Here is a 20,600-nt window from a genome sequence, read left to right on the forward strand (position 1 = left end):
CTTACGATTCCTCTCGACCGTTTGTGGTACGGCACGAGGTAAGGACCGATCCGTTGATGAACCATCTCTGGGCGCCTGTGGAGCCCGGTATGTCCCTTGAGTGTTCCGGCTGTTGCCGTCGTACGGGTGCCGGGGCGGAGGGCGTCCGATGAGCCGGGCGGTGCTGGTGACCGGCGCGTCGCGGGGGATCGGGCGGGCGGTGGCCGAGGTCTTCGCCGCGCACGGGGACCGGGTCGCGCTGCATTACGCGTCGCGGCGGGCGGCCGCGGAGGAGGCGTACGCGGGGCTCGCCGGGAGCGGGCATGTGCTGGTGCAGGGGGATGTGAGTACGCCCGAGGGGGCCGCGGCGCTGGTGGACGCGGCGGTGGACGGGCTGGGCGGTGTCGATGTGCTGGTCAACAACGCCGCCGCGAATGTGGCCCACCCCTTGGACCGCACCTCGTTCGAGGACTGGCAGAACGCCTGGCGGCAGGTCGTGGACGTGAACCTGCTGGGTGCGGCGCATGTCAGCTACTGCGCGGCGCGGAACATGATCGAGCGGGAGGCGGCGGGGCGGATCATCAACATCGGCTCGCGCGGGGCGTTCCGCGGCGAGCCGGATCACCCGGCGTACGGCGCGGCCAAGGCGGCGCTGCACGCGATGGGGCAGTCGCTGGCGGTCCACCTGGCGCCGTACGGCATCGGCGTGGCCACCGTGGCCCCGGGATTCGTGGAGACCGAGCGGGTCGCGGACCGTCTCACGGAGGACGTGCGGCAGCAGAGCCCGTTCGGCCGGGTCGCGGTGCCCGGGGACGTGGCGTCCGCCGTCCACTATCTCGCCTCACCCGAGGCGCTCTGGTCCTCCGGCGCGGTACTGGACGTCAACGGGGCGTCGCATCTGCGCTGAGCAGCCCAGAAGTCTGCGCTGCGAAGTCAGCGCAGGGAAGCCTGCGCCGGGAGAGGTCCGCGCCCGGAAAGGGGAAGCCCCGGCCGAACGGGGGAATTCGGCCGGGGCGGTCTTGGGGGGCGCGGGCGGCGACGGGGTGGCCTCCGGGCCTGCTGCCGTAGCGGCGGTGGCCGGGTTTCCCGGCCGCGGGCCCTGCGGCGCCGTCGGGACGGCACGCGCTTCCAAATTGAACGATAAACCATTGCGCCGGCTTCCGGCGCATCGGGTGACCGCTCTCACCCGTGGCCGGACCCGCCGCCCCGCGCGAGCCCCGTCAGGGCTCGATACGGACCGGACCGCCGCCGGGCGCACCGGCCGCGGTGCGGCGCGGACCCGCGAGCCTCCCTCTCCCGCCGCCGGGCAGCCCCTAGTTTGTCCGACTGTGAGCCCATTCCTCAGGCCGAAGCGGATGATGGTGGGCCGTCCGCTGGACAGTGCGCGGCTCGGTGAGACGCTGCTGCCGAAACGACTGGCGCTGCCGATCTTCTGTAGCGACCCGCTGTCCTCGGTCGCCTATGCCACCGAGGAGATCCTGCTGGTCGTCGGCCTCGGCGGGGTCGCCCTGCTCCATCTGACCTGGTACGCCGCGGCCGCCATCGTGCTCGTACTGGTCGTGGTCGTGGCGTCCTACCGGCAGACCTGTTACGCGTATCCCGGCGGCGGCGGGGCGTACCGCGTCAGCGCGCAGAACCTCGGGCGGAACGCGGCGCTCACCGCGGCCAGCGCGCTGCTGGTGGACTATGTGCTGACCGTCGCGGTGTCCGTGGTGTCCGGCGTCGCCGCGATCACCTCCGCGATTCCGTCCCTCGGCGGCCATGATGTGGCGCTGTCCGTCGGGTTCGTGGCGCTGCTGGCCCTGATGAATCTGCGCGGGGTACGGGAATCGGGCCGGGTCTTCGCCGTGCCCACCTATGGCTTCGTCTTCTTCATCTACCTGATGTTCCTGGTCGCGGCCGTACGGATGGCCGGCGGCGCGAGCATCCGCGCCGAGTCCGCGGACCTGCCGCTGCATGCCGTCTCGCCCTACACGGGCCTGGCGCTGGTGCTGCTGGGGATGCGCGCCTTCGCGTCCGGCTGCACCGCGCTGACCGGTGTCGAGGCGATCAGCAACGGTGTGCCCGCCTTCCGCCGGCCGAAGAGCCGCAATGCCGCCAACACGCTGCTGGTCATGGGGTTCTTCTCGGTGACCATGTTCGGCGGGATCACGATCCTGGCGATGCTCTACGACGTGCATGTCGCGGTGCAGCCCACCGAACTCGGGCTGCCGCCGGACACGCCGACCTCCACCGCGCTCGCCCAGATCGCCCGCGCCACCTTCGGCGACCTCGACATGCTCTTCTACCTGCTCCAGGCATTCACGGCCGGGGTGCTGATCCTCGCCGCCAACACCGCCTTCAACGGCTTCCCGATGCTGGCCTCGATCCTCGCCGAGGACGGGTTCGTGCCCCGGCAGCTGCACAACCGCGGGGACCGGCTGGTCTTCTCCAACGGCATCATCCTGCTCGCGCTGGCCGCCATCGGGCTGATCATCCTGTTCGACGCGGAGCTCACCCGCCTCATCCAGCTCTACATCATCGGCGTCTTCGTCTCCTTCACGCTCTCCCAGACGGGCATGGTCCGGCACTGGGGGACCGTCCTCGCCGGACCCGCGCTGCCGTCTCGGGATCGGGCCCGGCACCGGCGCTCGCAGGCGATCAACGCGGTCGGCGCGGTGCTCACCGGGGTGGTCCTGATCATCGTCCTGATCACCAAATTCCTGCACGGCGCCTGGATCGTGGTGATCGCCATGCCGCTGCTGTTCCTGGGGATGCGCGGCATCCACCAGCACTACCGTCGGCTCGAACGGGAGTTGGCGGTCGCCCCCGGCGCCCGGCCCTGGGAGCCGGCCGGAAACCATGTGCGGGTGCTGGTCAGCTCGCTGCACGCGCCCACCCTCAAGGCCCTCGGCTATGCCCGCGCGATGCGTCCCGCCTCGCTGGCGGCGCTGACCGTCGCCGTGGACCCCGCCGATGTGCGGGAGCTGCGCGAGCAGTGGGACGCCCATGACATCGACGTACCGCTCCAGGTGCTCAGCTCGCCCTACCGGGACTTCACCGGGCCGGTGATCGACGCCGTCCTGGAGGTCTGTGCGCGGTATCCGGACGGTGCCGTCACGGTCGTCATCCCGGAATACCTGGTCGGCCACTGGTGGGAGCAGCCGCTGCACAACCAGAGCGCACTGCGGCTGAAGGCCCGGCTGCTGTTCACGCCGGGTGTGACGGTGGTCAATGTGCCCTACCGGCTGCCGACCGGCAAGGAGCCGGAGGAGACGTAGCGGGGGCCGGTGCCTCACGGGCCGGGCGAGGGCGCGCGGCTCCGACCGCCGTGCCCCAGGGCTCAGGCCGTCGCCCGGTGCCCCTTCGGCTCCGCGGCCGTGAGCGCGGCCTTGGTGACATCCGCGACCAGCTCGACCACGTCGGGTCCGTACGCCTGCGAGTTGACCACCTTCAGCAGCAGACAGAACTGGCCGTCGGCGCCGTGCTTACGGGTCAGTTTGGCCCGGTTGCGGACGAGATGGCGGACCGCCGCCCGGTGGGTGACGGGGCGCTGGCCGGCCGCCAGGAACACCGGGCGGTCTCCCTCACCGGCGGTCAGCCGGGCCAGCAGGACGTACTCCACGGCGCCGGGCTCCACCCGGTAGGTCGAGCCGCCGACCGTGAAATTGCCGCGGCCCGCGCCGGACTCGTCGCCGGGGTGCACCGCCACCCCCGGCAGCAGATTGGCCAGGTGGGCCGCCAGACGGCGGTGCGCGGTGGGGTCGCCGACACAGAACTCGGTACGCGCCCCGAAGCCCTGGAGGCCGGTGTCGTGCGGCGCGACCTCGGGGTGCGCACCGCAGGTCTCGATCACCCCGGCCAGCCCCAGCAGGGCCAGCGTGTCATGGCGCGGGATGCTCCAGTGGGCCGCGGCACTGTCGCGGTGGGTGACCAGCACACACTCCGAACCGTCCGGCAGCCCGAAGAAGCCTTGCTCGCGGGCGAGCTTCCGGCGGGTCATCGCGGTGTGCCCGGCCCAGCCGGCCGCCAGGCCCACGATCAGGGCCGCGGCCGTCAGGGTCAGGAGCAGCAGGGTGTCGTCCATGGGCGGGGAGCGTAGCGGCATTCCGGTTGTCCGTTCGAGGGCGGGGCGGGCAGCTGGGACGGCTTGTCCCGGTCCGTACGGGCATACCTGATCCGTACGGAAAGGCGCAGCTGATCCCTGCTCCCGCGAAGGCCCCCGGGCCCGAAATGCCCTCTGTCGGCGGGCTGTTGCCGCGAGTAGGCTCCGGGCCCCTGCCGACCCCCCGCGCAGCCACTGGGAGGAAACCCCGGTATGACCAGAGTCCGACGCCTCACCGTTCTGGGAGCGGCCGCCGCGCTGGCCGGTTCCCTGCTGGCGGCCCCGGCCGCCGCCGGAAGCACCGCGCCCGCGCCGCCCGCCGGTGCCGACACCGCCACACCGGAGAAGACTCCGGTCGCCGTCGGCCACGGCGGGGCCGTCTCCAGCGTCGACCCGGATGCCTCGGCCGCCGGTATCGCGGTCCTCAGGAAGGGCGGCAACGCCGTCGACGCGGCAGTCGCCACCGCCGCCGCCCTCGGCGTCACCGAGCCCTACTCCGCGGGCATCGGAGGCGGCGGCTACTTCGTCTCCTACGACGCCCGGACCCGGACCGTACGCACCCTCGACGGCCGGGAGACCGCCCCGCGCTCCGCCGGCAGGGACCTCTTCCTGGAGAACGGCAAGCCCCTCCCGTTCGACGACGTCGTCACCAGCGGGCTGAGCGTCGGCACCCCAGGCACCGCCGCGACCTGGGACACCGCCCTGCGCAAGTGGGGCAGCCGGTCCCTGCGCCAGGTACTGCGGCCCGCCCAGCGGCTGGCCGCGGGCGGCTTCACGGTCGACGAGACCTTCCGGCAACAGACCGCGGACAACGAGGCCCGCTTCCGTGACTTCCCGGCGACCGCCCGCCTCTACCTGCCCGGCGGCAAGCTCCCGGTGGTCGGCTCGACGCTGAGGAACCCCGATCTGGCCCGTACGTACCGGGAGTTGGCACAGAAGGGCGCCGGCGCGCTCTACGACGGTGCGCTGGCCCGGGACATCGTCCGCACGGTCCGCACGCCGCCGGTGCGCGCCGGCTCCCCGCGCACGGTACGGCCCGGCGATCTGACCGCGGGCGATCTGCGCGCCTACCGGGTCCTGAGCCAGGCGCCGACCCGCGCCGGCTACCGCGGCCTGGACGTCTACGGCATGGCGCCGTCCTCCTCCGGCGGCACCAGCGTCGCCGAGGCGCTCAACATCCTGGAGAAGAGCGATCTCTCCCGGCTGAGCGAGCAGCGGTTCCTGCACCGCTACATCGAGGCGGCCCGGATCGCCTTCGCCGACCGCGGCCGCTGGGTCGGCGACCCGGCCCAGGAGGACGTCCCGACCAAGGGCCTGACCTCCCAGCGGTTCGCCGACGCCCGCGCCTGCCTCATCCACGACGACAAGGCGCTGACCAGCCCGCTCGCGCCCGGCGACCCGCGCCGTCCGGCGCCCTGCGCCGCTGCCGGCCGGGCCGCGCCGACGACGTACGAGGGGGAGAACACCACCCATCTGACCGTCGCCGACAAGTGGGGCAATGTCGTCGCCTACACCCTGACCATCGAACAGACCGGCGGCAGCGGCATCGTCGTCCCGCACCGCGGCTTCCTGCTCAACAACGAGCTAACGGACTTCTCCTTCGCGCCCGCCGACCCGGCCGTACAAGACCCGAATCTGCCCGGCCCCGGCAAGCGGCCGCGCTCGTCGATGTCGCCGACAATCGTGCTGCGGCACGGCCGGCCGGCGGTCGCCCTCGGCTCGCCCGGCGGCGCGACCATCATCACCACCGTGCTCCAGACCCTGGTCAACCACCTCGACCGCGGAATGCCGCTGGTGGACGCCATCGCGGCGCCGCGGGCCAGCCAGCGCAACGCGGCCCGGACCGAGCTCGAACCCGGCCTGTGGAACAGCCCGGTCCGCCGGCAACTCGAAGCGCTCGGCCATGCCTTCAAGGAGAACCCGGAGATCGGCGCGGCGACCGGCGTCCAGCGGCTGCCGGACGGCCGCTGGCTGGCCGCGGCCGAAAAGGTACGGCGCGGCGGCGGCTCGGCGAGGGTCGTGCACCGCTAGGACACGCCCCAGTAACGCCCGCCGTACGGGAGCCGGATGTCACACCGCCGACACGCACGGACCGCTGTGTGCCGTCCGTGTGTCGTCGATGTACCGCCCCGCGCGGCGTCGTTGATGGTCACGGCGGCGGCGATTAGCCTCCTGGGACCGTTCGTTCGAATGAGCGGTCCCAGGGAGGGCACGCAGCGTGAGCGTTGACGAGAGCCAGGACAGCGAGACCGGGCAGGTCCCGGTCCGGCACATCGGTGCCACGGCGGGCGAGTTGGAAGGTCTCGCCGAGCAGGCGCGGGCGCTCGCCGAGGGCCGGGTGACCTCGACCGCGCTGGTACGGCGGTCGCTGGAGCGCATCGAGGCCACCCAGGGCACCGTCAACGCCTTTCGGCGGGTACGGGCCGAGGCGGCGTTGGCGGAGGCCGCGGAGGCCGACCGCAGGCTCGCGGCCGGGGAGCGGCTGCCGCTGCTCGGGGTGCCGGTCGCGGTCAAGGACGACACCGATGTGGCGGGCGAGCCGACCGCGTTCGGCTGTGCCGGGGAATTCCCGCCCAAGGAACGCGACGCCGAGGTCGTCCGGCGGCTGCGGGCGGCCGGTGCCATCATCGTCGGCAAGACCAACGCCTGCGAACTGGGCCAGTGGCCGTTCACCGAGGGCCCGGCCTTCGGCAACACCTGCAACCCGTGGAACCTCGCCCACACCCCGGGCGGCTCGTCCGGCGGTTCGGCCGCCGCGGTCGCGGCCGGGCTGGTCCCCGCCGCCCTCGGCACCGACGGCGCCGGCTCGGTCCGTATCCCCGCCGCCTGGTCCCACCTCGTCGGCATCAAACCCCAGCGCGGCCGCATCTCCACCTGGCCGGACCCCGAGTCCTTCCAGGGGATCACCGGCATCGGACCGCTGGCCCGTACGGTCGAGGACGCGGCCTTGCTGCTGGACGTGGCCAGCGGCAACCACGACGGCGATCTGCACCGGCCGCCCGCCATCGCGGCCCGCGAGGCCGCCGGCCGCGACCCGGGACGGCTGCGGATCGCGCTGTCCTGGAAGGCGGCCTTCACCTTCACGCCCAAGCCGCTGCACCCCGACGTGCGGGCCGCGGTGACCGGTGTGGCCCGCACGCTGGCCCGCCTCGGGCACTTCGTCGAGGAGGCGGAGCCGGACTACGGGCTGGTCGGGCTGGCCTTCGTCCCGCGCGCCACGGCCGGGGTGGGGGAGTGGGCGGACCGGGTCCCCGACCGCTCGCTGCTGGACCGCCGTACGCGGGAGGCGGCGCGGATGGGCCGGCTGCTCGGCGGGCCCGTCCTGCGCCGGGCGCGCGCCGTCGAGCGGCGCCAACAGCGGCGGATCGGCGCACTGTTCGGCCCCTACGACGTCCTGCTGACGCCTACCACGGCCACCCCGCCGCCCCGTATCGGCACCCTCGCCAAACTCAGCGGCTGGCGTACGGATCAGGCCATGATCGCCGCCTGCCCGTACGCCTGGCCGTGGAACGTCCTCGGCTGGCCGGGCGTGAGTGTGCCCGCCGGGTTCAGCACCGACGGCCTGCCGCTGGGCGCCCAGCTGCTCGGCCCGGCGCACGGCGAGCCGCAGCTGATTTCGCTGGCCGCCCAGCTCCAGGACGATCTGCGCTGGCACGAGCGGCGGCCGGCCGGCCACCCGGTGCCGTACGACGGCGTCCGCCCCTGAGCCGCGGGGGCGGACGGCGTCTAGCCGGAGGGGCGGCGCCGAGCCGGGAGGGGCGGCCGCCGCGGCCCGGTGCCGGTGGCCGGTTTCAGCCGCCGGTCCGGGTGGCGCCGGGCCGCAGGCTGCGGTCGGCGAGGGTCAGGGCGAGCAGCAGCAGACCGAGGACGACGCCGGTCACGGCGATCCCGTGCAGCCCGGCGTCCGAGGCGCGCGCCCCGTACAGCAGCCCGATGAGACCGGCCGCGGTGATCGCGCCCAGGTACTGGGCGGTGCGCTGGAGCCCGGCGGCCGCGCCCACGCCGTCGGCCGGGGCCTGGGCGTAGACGGCGGCCTGATTGCCGGTGGCGGCCAGCCCCTGCGGGATGCCGAGGAGCGCCCCGGCGCACAGCAGCGCGAACAGCGGGCTGCTGCCCTGGAGCAGGAGGAAGACCGCGCTGCCGACGGCGAGAGCGCCGGCGGCGACGGTCAGCGGGGCGCGGATGCCCTTGGTGCGGGCGCCCACGAGCGAGCAGCCCGCCGCCGCGGCGGACATCGGCAGCATGATCAGACCGGCCTGGAACGACGAGAAGCCGTGTCCCTCCTCCAGCCACTGACTGAAGCCGTAGAGCACGCAGTAGATGACGAGATAGGCCAGACCGTGCCGGAGGTAGGTGCGGACCAGCGGGCCGTTGCGGGCGAGCATCCGCAGATCGAGGAACGGCTCCGGACGGCGCAGCTGCCACCACACCAGGACGCCCGCCAACCCGACGGCCGCCACCGGCAGCGGCCACAGCGGGTGCGCGAGATCCAGCAGGAAGAACATCGCGCAGGTCAGCACGGCGGCGAACAGCAGCATGCCCACGGGGTCGAGCCCACCGGCGGGAGCGCCTTTCGGATGCCCCCTGTCCTTCCGGTCGGCCGGGAGCCAGGCGAGCGCACCGAACAGGGCGAGCAGCGCGAGCGGGAGGTTCACCGCGAACACCGCGCGCCAGCCCGCGGTCGCGGCGAGCAGCCCGCCGAGGGCGGGACCGAGGGCCGCACTGCCCAGCGCGGCGAGCGAGAGCCGCCCGAGGACGTACCGGGGAGTGGGCCGGCCCACCCGCTGCGACTCCGCGCGCAACAGCGCCATCGCCGCGGGGTAGGCGGCCGCGGTGCCGATCCCGAGCACGACCCGGGAGACGATCAGCAGCGTGAAGGTGGGCGCGAGCGCCCCGATGAGGCCCGCCGCGCAGACGGTCAGCGCACCGGCGGTGAACACCCGGCGCGGTCCGATGCGGTCGGCGAGCCGCCCCAGCGACGGCTGGCCCACCGCGCTGGACAGATACATCGCGGAGACGAGCCAGGCGGTGCCGGCCGCGCCGACGTGGAAGTCCTGGCCGATGGCCACCAGGGCGGTGGCGATCATCGTCGAGTTGAGGGGGTTCAGCAGCGAGCCGAGCAGCAGCGGCGTCATCAGCCGGGCGCCGAAGGCGTGGCCGGAGCCGGTGGCGGACGCACCGGAACCGCCCGGCCCGCCCCTCGTGGCGGCCGTGGCACCCGCACCGGCGACGGCCTCGCTCATTCCGGCATCAGCCGCCGTATCAGTCCGGCCGCCGCCTCCAGGGTCTGCCGCTCCTCCGCGGTCAGCCGGTCGGTGAGGGCCTCCGCCAGCCAGTTCTGCTTGGCCCGGCGCACGGCGCCGAGCACCCGGCGGCCCTCTTCGGTGAGGGAGAAGACCACCTGCCGCCCGTCCGTCGGATGCGGATTGCGGGCGAGGATGCCGCGCTCCTCCAGCGCCCCGACGGTCAGCCGCATGGACTGCGGACGCACCAGCTCGGCGCGGGCCAGCGCCGCGATGGCGGCCGGGCCGCCGGTGTCGATCCGGGAGACCACCGCACGCTGGGTCGGGGTGAGCTCGCCCTGCGGTGAGGCGGCGCGCAGATGCCGCATGAGCTGCGCGACGGTCGCACTCAGGTCCGTCGCCAGGCGTTCCACGTTCTTTTCCGGCATCTGTCCAGCGTACGAGATCGACAGGCAAACTTACAAGTTTCCCTGTCGATTCTGGCGCTGCGCCGCCGGACGCGCCACGGTGGAGATGGTCTTGCCACGGTTCGTGACGGGGCTTACGGTCACCTCCACACGCGTAGATCGCGGCGTAGATCATGCGCGGGCGCAGGCTGACGCATCGACAAAGGAGCAGCTCATGGCCGATGTTGTGCGTGCCGCACTGGTTCAGGCGACCTGGACCGGCGACACCGAATCGATGATCGCGAAGCATGAGGAGTACGCCCGGACGGCCGCCGCGCAGGGCGCGAAGGTGATCGGCTTCCAGGAAGTCTTCAACGCCCCGTACTTCTGCCAGGTCCAGGATCCCGAGCACTACCGCTGGGCAGAGCCGGTGCCCGACGGGCCGACCGTCCGGCGGATGCAGGATCTGGCCCGCGAGACCGGCATGGTCATCGTCGTCCCCGTCTTCGAGGTCGAACAGTCCGGCTTCTACTACAACACCGCCGCCGTCATCGACGCCGACGGCACGGTCCTGGGCACCTACCGCAAGCACCACATCCCGCAGGTCAAGGGCTTCTGGGAGAAGTACTACTTCAAGCCGGGGAACGCCGGCTGGCCGGTCTTCGACACCGCCGTCGGCAAGGTCGGCGTCTATATCTGCTACGACCGCCACTTCCCCGAGGGCTGGCGGCAGTTGGGCCTCAACGGCGCCCAGCTGGTCTACAACCCCTCCGCCACCTCCCGCGGCCTGTCCGCCTACCTCTGGCAGCTGGAGCAGCCCGCGGCCGCGGTCGCCAACGAGTACTTCATCGCGGCGATCAACCGGGTCGGCGTCGAGGAGTACGGCGACAACGACTTCTATGGCACCAGCTACTTCGTCGACCCCCGGGGCCAGTTCGTCGGCGAGGTCGCCAGCGACTCCAAGGAGGAACTGGTCATCCGCGACCTCGACTTCGGCATGATCGACGAGGTCCGGCAGCAGTGGGCCTTCTACCGCGACCGACGGCCCGACGCGTACGAGGGGCTGGTGCAGCCGTGACCCACGACCCCGCGAGCCTGCACGCCCGCCACCGCTCCGTCCTCCCCGCCTGGCTGAGCCTCTACTACGAGCGGCCCCTCGAACTCACCCATGGCGAGGGCCGCCACGTCTGGGACGCCGAGGGCAACCGCTATCTCGACTTCTTCGGCGGCATCCTCACCACCATGACGGCGCATGCGCTGCCCGAGGTCACCAAGGCCGTCGCCGAACAGGCCGGCCGGATCATCCACACCTCGACGCTCTACCTCTCGCGCCCCATGGTCGAGCTGGCGGAGCGGATCGCGGCGCTCTCCGGCATCCCCGACGCCCGGGTCTTCTTCACCACGTCCGGTACGGAAGCCAACGACGCCGCGCTCCTCCTGGCCACCACGTACCGCCGCTCCAACCAGATCCTGGCGATGCGCAACAGCTACCACGGCCGGTCCTTCTCCACCGTCGGCATCACCGGCAACCAGAGCTGGTCACCCACCAGCCTCTCGCCGCTCCAGACGCTGTACGTCCACGGCGGGGTGCGCAGCCGCGGCCCGTACGCCGGGCTGAGCGACGATGCGTACACCGAGGCCTGCGTCGCCGACCTGGAGGACATGCTCCAGCAGACCGCGGGCGGCGTCGCCGCGCTGATCGCCGAACCGGTGCAGGGCGTCGGCGGATTCACCATGCCGCCGGACGGCCTCTACGCCGCGTTCCGCGAGGTGCTCGCCCGGCACGGCATCCTCTGGATCAGCGACGAGGTGCAGACCGGCTGGGGCCGTACCGGCGACCACTTCTGGGGCTGGCAGGCGCATGCCGGCAACGGCCCGCCCGACATGCTGACCTTTGCCAAGGGCATCGGCAACGGGATGTCCATCGGCGGGGTGGTGGCCCGTGCCGAGGTGATGGACTCGCTCTCCGCGAACTCCATCTCCACCTTCGGCGGCAGCCCGGTCACCATGGCCGCGGGCCTGGCCAACCTCGGCTACCTCCTGGAACACGACCTCCAGGGCAACGCCCGGCGGGTCGGCGGCCTGCTCATCGAGCGGCTGCGGGCGGTCGCGGCCGGCCTCGATGTCGTCCGGGAAGTACGCGGCCGCGGCCTGATGATCGGCATCGAACTGGTCCGCCCCGGCACCGACGAGCGCTCGCCGGAGGCCGCCTCCCTGGTCCTGGAAGCCGCCCGCGAGCGAGGGCTGCTGATCGGCAAGGGCGGCCAGGGCGGCGCCTCCCTGCGCATCGCACCCCCGATGACGCTGACCATCGCCGAAGCGGAAGAAGGCGCGGATCTGCTGGCGGACGCACTGCGGGCGGCGCAGGGGCAGCTGGCTCCGGCGTAGGGGACACGGCCGTGGCCGGGGTTTCGTCAGGTGCGAGGCCCCGGCCCCCGGTCGGCGTCCGCGCAGGAGTGCCGGGCCGGATGACGCGGCCCCGGACCGCAGCGCATGACACGTCAGGCCCGCAACACCTCACGCGGTCCCGGCGGTCTCCCGCACCGTGTCGGCCACCAGGGTGAAGAAGCGGGTGTGGGCGCGCCGGCTGCACGGGTCCTCCGGATTCCACGGCAGCAGCCGGGACCGGGCCTCGATCGCGCGCCAGTGGGCGTCGGACCGGAGCTGTTCGGGCCGGGCGGCATTGGCCCGTACGTCCATCAGCACGATGTCCGGCACCATCGCCGCGGCGTCCGCCCAGCCGACGGTGGACCAGTTCACCCCGGCGCCCGCGGCCGGCTCCAGCAGGCCCACCCCGTGTTCGGTCAGCGCCCGCAGATCCGGCCAGGAGCTCGGCCGGGCCAGATGCACCCGCTCCGGGCCCGCGGGCGACAGCGCCAGCACCCGCGGCCGTACGGCCCCGCCGGTCGCCTGCCGCAGCGCGTCCTCCGCGGCGTCCAACTCCCGTGCCCGGACCAGGGGTTCGCCGCGGCCGAGCGACCCGGCCAGCGCCGCGAACCGCTCGCGCACCCCGGCCAGGCTCCGGCCGGGGCCCACCGCGACGGTGGCGACCGGGACATGCGTCTCCAGCTCCAGGGCGGTCTTCTGCTGCAGCCCGTAGACCTGCTCGCCGTCATAGGTCACGGCCACCACGAGGTCCGGCTCCGCCTCCAGCAGGGTGTCCGGGTGCAGCGCGCCGCCCGAACCGAGGTAGGGAATCTCCGCGAGCGGCAGCTCACCGGCCTTGGCGGGGTCCGGGGCGGCGTCGTCGTGCTGGGACCCGAAGAGCCCCACGGGGCGTATGCCGTGGTCCCACAGCGTCGCCCCCGCCTGTATATACGCCACGATCCGAATCGGCCGGTCGCCGGCCACCACCAGGCGCCCCCGGTCGTCGGAGAACTCCCACGGTGTGCTCTGCTCCATGCCCCCGCCGCCTTTCCGATCGTCCGTCAGAATGCCGGGCCGCCCGCCAGGTTCGCCCGCCGGATCCGCCCGCCGGTTCGGCGCATACCTGCCCATCGCGTCACTCCCGCACCCCTCCCGCGGGTACTACACCCCCCTCATCCCTGCCCCGCGTTGAACCGTCCAGCTGATCGTCGGCGCAACACGAGCGTCTCCGCTGATTAACGGTCACGGTATTGCCACCGTGGGTGACATGCTTCTACGGTCTCCTTCTCGACCGTGATCTACGGGTGTAGACCGGTTGTGGCGTGGCGTCAGCGGAGCAGACCTGCCAGGGGATGGTGCGCGTCGAGCTCCGCCTTCCCGTGCCGCCGATGTCGCTGGTGTGGAAGGGAGCAGATTGTGAGCCGTACGGTCGTGCAGGGCGGACTGGTGATCACCGCCGCCGATGAGATCCACGCCGATGTCCTGGTGGAGGACGGCCGGGTCGCCGCCCTCGCGGCACACGGCAGCCACACCGCGGAGGGCTGGGCCGGGGCGGCGGACCGCGTTCTCGACGCCACCGGGAAATACGTCATCCCAGGGGGCGTCGACGCACACACCCATCTGGACTTCCCCTTCGGCGGGACCTTCTCCTCCGACAACTTCGAGACCGGCACCCGCGCCGCGGCCTGGGGCGGCACCACCACCCTCATCGACTTCGCGGTCCAGTCCCGCGGCAAGTCGCTCCGCGCCGGCCTGGACGCCTGGCACGCCAAGTCCGACGCCCAGTGCGCCATCGACTACGCGTTCCACATGATCCTCTCGGACGTCAACGAGCACACCCTCAAGGAGATGGACCTCCTGGTGGCGGAGGGCGTCACCTCGTTCAAGCTCTTCACCGCCTATCCCGGCGTCTTCTACAGCGACGACGGGCAGATCCTGCGCGCCATGCAGCAGTCCGCCGGCAACGGCGGGCTGATCATGATGCACGCCGAGAACGGCATCGCCATCGATGTCCTCGTCGAACAGGCGCTGGCCGAGGGCCGGACCGACCCGCGCTACCACGGCGAGGTCCGCCGGGTCCTCCTGGAGGCCGAGGCCACCCACCGCACCATCCAGCTGGCGCGGGTGGCCGGCGCCCCGCTCTATGTCGTCCATGTCTCCGCCGAGGAAGCCCTCGCCGAGATCGCCCAGGCGCGCGACAAGGGGCTGAACGTCTTCGGTGAGACCTGCCCGCAGTATCTGTTCCTGTCCACCGACAATCTCGCCGAGCCGGACTTCGAGGGCGCCAAGTACGTGTGCTCCACGCCTCTGCGGCCGCGGGAGCACCAGGCGGCGCTCTGGCGCGGGCTGCGCACCAACGACCTCCAGGTGGTCTCGACCGACCACTGCCCGTTCTGCTTCCAGGGGCAGAAGGAGCTCGGCCGCGGTGACTTCTCCAAGATCCCCAACGGGATGCCGGGCGTGGAGAACCGGATGGACCTCCTCCACCAGGGCGTCGTGGAGGGCCGGATCAGCCGCCGCCGCTGGATCGAGATCGCCTGCGCCACCCCGGCCCGGATGTTCGGCCTCTACCCGAAGAAGGGCACCCTCGCCCCCGGCTCCGACGCCGACCTCGTCATCTACGACCCCACCGCCCAGCAGACCGTCTCCGCCGAGACCCACCACATGAACGTCGACTACTCGCCGTACGAGGGCAAACGCCTCACCGGGCAGGTCGAAACCGTGCTTTCGCGGGGTGAACTCGTGCTCGACCGGCGGGAGTTCACCGGACGCGCGGGACACGGCCAGTACATCCCGCGCGGCACCTGCCAGTACCTCATCTAAGGAGTGCCGCTGTGGACTTCGGAGTTGTCCTTCAGGCCGACCCGCCCGCTTCCGCCGTTGTGTCCCTGATGCGCCGCGCCGAGCGCAACGGTTTCCGCTACGGCTGGACCTTCGACTCGGCCGTCCTGTGGCAGGAACCGTTCGTCATCTACAGCCGGGTGCTGGAACACACCGAGCGGCTGATCGTCGGCCCGATGGTCACCAACCCCTCCACCCGCACCCCCGAGGTCACCGCCTCCACCTTCGCCACCCTCAATGAGATGTACGGCAACCGCACCGTCTGCGGCATCGGGCGCGGCGACTCCGCAATGCGGGTGGCCGGGCGCCCGCCCAACACCCTGGCCCGGCTGGGCGAGGCGATCGGCGTGATCCGCGATCTGGCCGAGGGCCGGGAGGCGTACGTCGGCGACCACCGGATCAAGATCCCCTGGATCAAGGACGGCAAACTCCCGGTGTGGATGGCCGCCTACGGGCCCAAGGCCCTCGCCATGGCCGGCGAGCTGGCCGACGGCTTCATCCTCCAGCTGGCCGACCCCTTCCTCACCGAATGGATGATCAAGGCGGTACGGAAGGCCGCGGTGGACGCCGGCCGCGACCCGGCCGAGGTGACCATCTGTGTCGCCGCACCGGCCTACGTGGGCGACGACCTGGCCCACGCCCGCGAGCAGTGCCGCTGGTTCGGCGGCATGGTCGGCAACCACGTCGCCGACCTCGTCGCACGCTACGGCGAGCACTCCGGCATGGTGCCGGACGAGCTGACCGCGTACATCGCATCCCGGGAGAGCTACGACTACGCCCACCACGGCCGGTCGGGCAACCCCGACGCGGGCTTTGTGTCGGACGCGGTCATCGACCGCTTCTGCCTGCTCGGCCCGGTCGCCGCACACCTCGAAAAGCTGCGGCAGCTCCAGGCCCTGGGCGTGGACCAGTTCGCGCTCTACGCCATGCACGACGCCAAGGAATCCACCATCGACGCCTACGGAGCAGAGATCCTTCCCGCGTTCGCCGACTGAACGGGCCCCGGGCGCAGGCGCGTTGCGGCCCCGCGCGCGCCGCCCCGGCCCGTCGGCCGGGCGCGGCGACCGTGCCCGCGCCGCGCCGCCCGGCGACCGGCGGCCCGCACCCGGACGAAAGGTCCCCGCATGCCCGCACCCCTGCCGCCGGAACTCCCCATAACGCCCACGGACCAGATCACCGCCCCGGACGGCCGCGTCGAACCGGCGCCGGGCGCCATCGCCCCGCACGGCCGGTTCGTCAACGCCGATCTGTACCCCGTGCCGCTGGCCGAACGCCGCTGGACCACCTACAACTTCGCCGCCCTGTGGGTCGGCATGGCCCACAACATCCCCTCCTGGACCCTCGCCTCCGGCCTGGTCGCCCTCGGTATGGACTGGCAGCAGGCCGTCTTCACCATCGCGCTGGCGAACCTCGTCGTGCTGGTCCCGATGCTGCTCACCGGGCATGCCGGCCCCAAGTACGGGATCCCCTTCCCGGTCCTCGCGCGGGCGTCGTTCGGGCTGCGCGGCGCCAATCTGCCGGCGCTGGTGCGGGCCGCCGTGGCCTGCTGCTGGTTCGGCATCCAGACCTGGATCGGCGGCCAGGGCATCTACATCCTGCTGGGCAAGATCTTCGGCGGCGACTGGGCCGGGGCGACGGAGATCGCCGGCTACCCCTGGACGCTCTGGCTCTGCTTCCTGGTCTTCTGGGCCGTCGAACTCGCCATCATCCTCCGGGGCATGGAGACCCTGCGCCGCTTCGAGAACTGGGCCGCGCCCTTCGTCCTCGTCGGCGCGCTGGCGCTGCTCGGATGGATGGCCGCCAAGGCGGGCGGGTTCGGCCCGCTGCTGGACCAGCCGAGCGCCCTGGGCTGGGGCGAGGACTTCTGGCCGGTCTTCTTCCCGTCCCTCATGGGGATGATTGGTTTCTGGGCGACCCTGTCGCTGAACATCCCCGACTTCACCCGCTTCGGCGCCGGTCAACGGGCCCAGGTATGGGGGCAGTCCCTGGGGCTGCCGACCACCATGACGGCGTTCGCCCTGCTCTCCGTACTGGTCACCTCCGGTTCGCAGGCGGTGTACGGGGCGCCGATCTGGGACCCGGTCGCGCTGGCCGGCAAGGCCGACAGTGTCTTTGGCCTGCTCTTCGCGCTGGTCACCGTCCTGATCGCGACCATCTCCGTCAATATCGCGGCCAATGTCGTCTCGCCCGCCTACGACCTGGCCCATCTGGCGCCGAAATTCATCAGCTTCCGTACGGGCGCGCTGATCACCGGTGTGGTCGGCGTGATCATCCTGCCGTGGAAGCTCACCGCCACCCCCGAGCTGTACATCTTCACCTGGCTCGGGGTGGTCGGCGGACTGCTCGGCACCGTCGCCGGCATCCTCATCGCCGACTACTGGATCATCCGCCGTACCGTCCTCGACCTCGCCGAGCTCTACCGCCCCGACGGCCGCTACTGGTACACGGCCGGCTGGAACTGGCGGGCCGTCCTCGCCTTCGTCGTCGGCGGACTGCTGGCGGTGGGCGGCTCGTACTCGCAGCCGGGCAAGGGGCCGTTCCCGGCCGACGGTCTGATCCCGTTCCTCCAACCACTCGCCGACTACGGCTGGGCGGTGGGCCTGTGCGTCGCGCTGGCGCTCTACACCTTGCTCATGACTATGGCGTCCGGGCGCGGAAGCCGCGCGGTCTGAACCCGCCCAACAACCGGGGGCCCGGCCCCGTGTACTGGCAGCCCCCGCCCCGCCCGGTTCGGGCAACGTGGGAATACCCCTCGACACAGGGCAGTTGTCGGCTACAAGGGGACCCCAGATGCCGGCCACTACACCCGGCCACTCCACAAGGCACACATAGGCTCCCTCCCGGGCATCCGGGAGGGAGCCTATGTGTGCCGGCGTACGCGCTTACGCGGGGAAGTCCCCAGCCTGTACGCCGGCGACGAACGCTGACCACGCTGCCGGCGCGAACATCAGGGCCGGTCCGTTGGGGTCTTTGCTGTCCCGGACGGGAACGGTGCCGTGGGCATCTGCATGAGCCGGGGACCACTCCACGCAGTCGCCACCGTCTTGGCTGCTGTAGCTGGACTTGACCCATCGGTGTATCAGGGGGGTCACGATGCCTCCATAAGCTGTTGGATCATCCGGGCTGACGCGTCACGCGAGAGGGCCGAAGCGGTGAGTACATCGTAAGACCGGGAGAGGAGCCGCACCGTGGAGGGATCATCGATGATGTTCCCCGATCTGACGCCCTCCGTGTAGATCACGGGCGGGTCGTCCGGGGTGGTCAGAATGGACATGGAACCGTCCATGAGCCCGTGCGTTTCCGCAGACAGCGGCATCACCTGTAGCACGGTGGTTCGCTGGGAGCCGTGGGCGAGCAACGCGGAGAGCTGTTCCCGCATCACGTCCGGGCCTCCGACGTTCCGCCGAAGCACGGACTCACAGATGACCACGGAGAAGTCCGGCGGGGAAGTGCCCTTCAATACTTCCTGTCTCGCCATTCGCGCCCGGACAAGCGTGGCCACTTCTGCGTCACTGGCCCGTGGGTCGCCCTCCCGGAGAAGGACCCGTGCGTACGACGCCGTCTGAAGGAGTCCAGGCACCACCGTGGGCGACCAGGCGGAGATGCTGACCGCCTTTGGCTCCAGCTCGATCCGCCTTCGGGAATGCACCGGGAACGATTGGGCGGTGATCTCCTCGTACAGGCGCTTGAACAATCCGTCTGTCGAAAAGACCTGGTCCAGCCGGGCTGGGAGGTCTGCTGGGATCGGCCCCACGCATGTCTCCACGCGGCTGATGGTGCTCTTCGACGTGCGGACCAGCTTCGCCAGTTGCGTCTGGTTCAGCGGCGCGTCCGGGTACAGCTCCCTTGCGCTCCGGCACTCCTCGGCGAACTGTCGGCGCGGGTCGTATGCGCCCTCTGCGCCGCCTGCTTCATCTCCATGAGAGCCCATAACTCCCCCTGACCATTGACCTGGTCACTCGCGGTGGTGGCGGTGTTTGAGCCGGTCAACGGCGTACGCACATGCCAGCCTGACCAACGCCCAGGTTGGGCGCTGAATCCCTCTCACACTAGCGATTTTTACCCCACTCTTGTCACCAACCAGCCGCAGAGAGTGAGGGGTTCGGATGACTGAGCGAACTGCTTCAGCGTCCCCCGACGATGTCGCGGACCTCGGACCAGCGTTGGCCGGACCGACGGTGGAGCCCGTCCCGGTTCAGGGGTGCAACGTGTGCGACCCCTGCGGCCGGGAGCGGGAGGTGGCCCGGCGGGCGGGCCGTTCGCTGGAGGTCCGGAGCCTGAACGGGGTGATCGCGGGTCACCCGCACGGAAGGGAGGTGCGGGGGTGAGCGCGACGGAGGCAACGCCCGCGGGGTATGCCGTGAGCTGCACGAAGTGCATTGCCCTGCAACGGGAGTTGGAGGCAGCCGAAAGGGCTCGGGACCAGACCCGTGCCGTGGACTGTCGTGTGTTGCTCCGGCGCCACCCCCAACACGACGGCGTACCCGTAGAGGCGGGCGCGTGAGAGCACACTGGAGGAAGCGTATCGGCCCGGAGCGGTTCGCCATGGGCCTCCGCGTTCCCCAAGGGTGGGTCCACCGCGGAAAGCCTGAGCACACCCGGTTCGGCCTGACCGTGACCGCCAAGGGCGAAAGGGTGTGGCTGGACGACCCGGCCGACTCCTGGGCCCTTTGAGACCGGCCCTGTCCGTGCGTTGCCCCCGTGGCGCATGGGCGGGGCCTTCGCTCATGGGCCCTTCGTCAGCCCCGCCAGCAGCCGGGGCAGCGCACTGCCGATCGGCTCGCGGATGACCTCGGCGGCGAGCTCGTCGTACGGGGTCGGCTCGGCGTTGACGATGATCAGCCGTGCGCCGTGCTCCGCGGCCACCCCCGCGAGCGAGGCCGCCGGCTGCACCTGAAGCGTCGTGCCGACCGCGAGGAAGACCTCCGCCGCCTTCGCCACGCCCAGTGCCGTACCCAGCACCTGCGGATCGAGCCGCTCGCCGAACATCACCGTCGCCGACTTCAGAATCCCGCCGCACACCAGACACGCCGGATCCGGTTCGCCCGCGGCCACCCGCGCCAGCGCCTCCTCCATCGAGGACCGGGCATGACAGCGGGTGCAGGTCACCGCGCGTACCGTGCCGTGCAGTTCGAGCACCTTGCGGTCGGGCATCCCGGCGCGCTGATGCAGTCCGTCGACGTTCTGCGTGATCACCCGCACCGGGGTCCCGGAGCGCTCCAGCCTGGCCACCGCCTCGTGCGCGGCATTCGGCCGGGCCCGGAACGCCGGGCTCTCCTGTCGCATCCGCCACGACCGCCGCCGGATCTCCGGATCACTCATGTACGCGTCGTACGTGACCAGCTTCTCCGCCTCCGGGTCCCGCCGCCACAGCCCGTTCGGCCCGCGGTAATCGGGAATCCCGGAGTCGGTGGAGATACCCGCTCCGGTGAGGATCGCGACGAGGGGGCGGTGCGGCGGCTGGTCGGGGGAGGGGGCGGTACCGGTCATGGGGTGAGCGTATGCAGTCCGTGGGCCGGGCGTCTTGTCAGTTATCGGTGGCGGGGCTGCCTGACCCCGCGCCCGAGCCTACGGCCACGCCCCGGGGTCGCCCGCCGGCCGGTCCGCGGTGGAACGCACCGGTTCCCGTATGGCGTGCGCCGTCTCCGTGGCTCCTACGTACGATCGCGAAGGGCCGGCCGCCGACCGGCCCGGCGGCCC

At 71.8% G+C, this 20,600-nt stretch carries 17 protein-coding genes; 10 read left to right on the top strand and 7 right to left on the bottom strand.

What is annotated here, in order from left to right; all coding sequences use genetic code 11:
* The first annotated feature begins 148 nt into the window (after nucleotides 1-148).
* Nucleotides 149-886 carry an SDR family NAD(P)-dependent oxidoreductase gene (locus tag AC3EUV_RS01175; protein ID WP_432141170.1) on the top strand — a complete coding sequence of 246 codons (738 nt, stop codon included), beginning with the start codon at nucleotides 149-151 and terminating at the stop codon, nucleotides 884-886.
* Between the two features lie 421 nt (nucleotides 887-1,307).
* The gene (locus AC3EUV_RS01180; RefSeq protein WP_435601904.1) at nucleotides 1,308-3,239 is read left to right on the top strand and encodes an APC family permease; all 1,932 of its coding nucleotides are present in this window, start codon (nucleotides 1,308-1,310) and stop codon (nucleotides 3,237-3,239) included.
* 62 nt (nucleotides 3,240-3,301) lie between these two features.
* On the opposite strand, the gene AC3EUV_RS01185 is transcribed toward AC3EUV_RS01180, so the two are convergent.
* Nucleotides 3,302-4,045: a hypothetical protein gene (locus AC3EUV_RS01185; protein ID WP_432141172.1), complete on the bottom strand. Its 744-nt coding sequence runs from the start codon at nucleotides 4,043-4,045 to the stop codon at nucleotides 3,302-3,304.
* A gap of 231 nt (nucleotides 4,046-4,276) precedes the next feature.
* On the opposite strand from AC3EUV_RS01185, the gene ggt reads away from it, so the two are divergent.
* Together ggt and AC3EUV_RS01195 are read left to right on the top strand one after the other, a co-directional pair.
* Nucleotides 4,277-6,094: a gamma-glutamyltransferase gene (ggt, locus tag AC3EUV_RS01190; RefSeq protein WP_435601905.1), complete on the top strand. Its 1,818-nt coding sequence runs from the start codon at nucleotides 4,277-4,279 to the stop codon at nucleotides 6,092-6,094.
* A 187-nt stretch (nucleotides 6,095-6,281) separates the two neighbouring features.
* Nucleotides 6,282-7,769, top strand: a complete 1,488-nt coding sequence (locus tag AC3EUV_RS01195; RefSeq protein WP_042161315.1) for an amidase — start codon at nucleotides 6,282-6,284, stop codon at nucleotides 7,767-7,769.
* Nucleotides 7,770-7,854: 85 nt separating this feature from the next.
* Here AC3EUV_RS01195 and AC3EUV_RS01200 read toward each other — a convergent pair whose 3' ends face one another.
* Together AC3EUV_RS01200 and AC3EUV_RS01205 are read right to left on the bottom strand one after the other, a co-directional pair.
* The gene (locus tag AC3EUV_RS01200) at nucleotides 7,855-9,306 is read right to left on the bottom strand and encodes an MFS transporter (RefSeq protein WP_435601906.1); all 1,452 of its coding nucleotides are present in this window, start codon (nucleotides 9,304-9,306) and stop codon (nucleotides 7,855-7,857) included.
* Complete coding sequence (locus AC3EUV_RS01205; protein WP_432141176.1) at nucleotides 9,303-9,734, bottom strand: MarR family winged helix-turn-helix transcriptional regulator; 432 nt, start codon at nucleotides 9,732-9,734, stop codon at nucleotides 9,303-9,305. Before AC3EUV_RS01205 ends, AC3EUV_RS01200 begins: the two co-directional genes overlap by 4 nt.
* Nucleotides 9,735-9,927: 193 nt before the next feature.
* Here AC3EUV_RS01205 and AC3EUV_RS01210 point away from each other — a divergent pair, with 193 nt between their 5' ends.
* Together AC3EUV_RS01210 and AC3EUV_RS01215 are read left to right on the top strand one after the other, a co-directional pair.
* A complete protein-coding gene (locus AC3EUV_RS01210) occupies nucleotides 9,928-10,770 on the top strand; it encodes a nitrilase-related carbon-nitrogen hydrolase (protein ID WP_432141177.1) in 843 nt (280 codons plus the stop codon).
* Nucleotides 10,767-12,080, top strand: a complete 1,314-nt coding sequence (locus AC3EUV_RS01215) for an aspartate aminotransferase family protein (RefSeq protein WP_435601907.1) — start codon at nucleotides 10,767-10,769, stop codon at nucleotides 12,078-12,080. The genes AC3EUV_RS01210 and AC3EUV_RS01215 overlap by 4 nt, the downstream gene beginning before the upstream one ends.
* 129 nt (nucleotides 12,081-12,209) lie before the next feature.
* On the opposite strand, the gene AC3EUV_RS01220 is transcribed toward AC3EUV_RS01215, so the two are convergent.
* A complete protein-coding gene (locus tag AC3EUV_RS01220; protein ID WP_435601908.1) occupies nucleotides 12,210-13,094 on the bottom strand; it encodes an ABC transporter substrate-binding protein in 885 nt (294 codons plus the stop codon).
* Between the two features lie 381 nt (nucleotides 13,095-13,475).
* Between AC3EUV_RS01220 and hydA the strand changes: the two genes are divergently transcribed.
* From hydA to AC3EUV_RS01235, 3 genes are all read left to right on the top strand, one after another.
* Nucleotides 13,476-14,882 (top strand): dihydropyrimidinase, encoded by a 1,407-nt coding sequence (hydA, locus tag AC3EUV_RS01225; protein ID WP_432141180.1) that lies wholly within the window; start codon nucleotides 13,476-13,478, stop codon nucleotides 14,880-14,882.
* Nucleotides 14,883-14,893: 11 nt separating this feature from the next.
* Entirely contained in the window at nucleotides 14,894-15,895 is a 1,002-nt protein-coding gene (locus AC3EUV_RS01230) for a TIGR03842 family LLM class F420-dependent oxidoreductase (protein WP_432141181.1), read from the top strand.
* A 129-nt stretch (nucleotides 15,896-16,024) separates the two neighbouring features.
* A complete protein-coding gene (locus AC3EUV_RS01235) occupies nucleotides 16,025-17,572 on the top strand; it encodes an NCS1 family nucleobase:cation symporter-1 (RefSeq protein ID WP_435601909.1) in 1,548 nt (515 codons plus the stop codon).
* Nucleotides 17,573-17,782: 210 nt separating this feature from the next.
* Here the strand turns inward: AC3EUV_RS01235 and AC3EUV_RS01240 are convergent, their stop codons facing one another.
* Both AC3EUV_RS01240 and AC3EUV_RS01245 read right to left on the bottom strand, forming a co-directional pair.
* Nucleotides 17,783-17,992, bottom strand: coding sequence for a DUF397 domain-containing protein (locus AC3EUV_RS01240; protein WP_435601910.1), 210 nt, complete (start codon nucleotides 17,990-17,992; stop codon nucleotides 17,783-17,785).
* Nucleotides 17,989-18,831: a helix-turn-helix domain-containing protein gene (locus AC3EUV_RS01245; protein ID WP_435601911.1), complete on the bottom strand. Its 843-nt coding sequence runs from the start codon at nucleotides 18,829-18,831 to the stop codon at nucleotides 17,989-17,991. Before AC3EUV_RS01245 ends, AC3EUV_RS01240 begins: the two co-directional genes overlap by 4 nt.
* Before the next feature lie 569 nt (nucleotides 18,832-19,400).
* Between AC3EUV_RS01245 and AC3EUV_RS01250 the strand changes: the two genes are divergently transcribed.
* Nucleotides 19,401-19,574: a hypothetical protein gene (locus AC3EUV_RS01250; protein WP_432141209.1), complete on the top strand. Its 174-nt coding sequence runs from the start codon at nucleotides 19,401-19,403 to the stop codon at nucleotides 19,572-19,574.
* 51 nt (nucleotides 19,575-19,625) lie between these two features.
* On the opposite strand, the gene AC3EUV_RS01255 is transcribed toward AC3EUV_RS01250, so the two are convergent.
* A complete protein-coding gene (locus tag AC3EUV_RS01255) occupies nucleotides 19,626-20,390 on the bottom strand; it encodes an SIR2 family NAD-dependent protein deacylase (protein WP_432141185.1) in 765 nt (254 codons plus the stop codon).
* Nucleotides 20,391-20,600 lie beyond the last annotated feature (210 nt).

Source organism: Streptomyces sp. bgisy130, assembly GCF_057708345.1.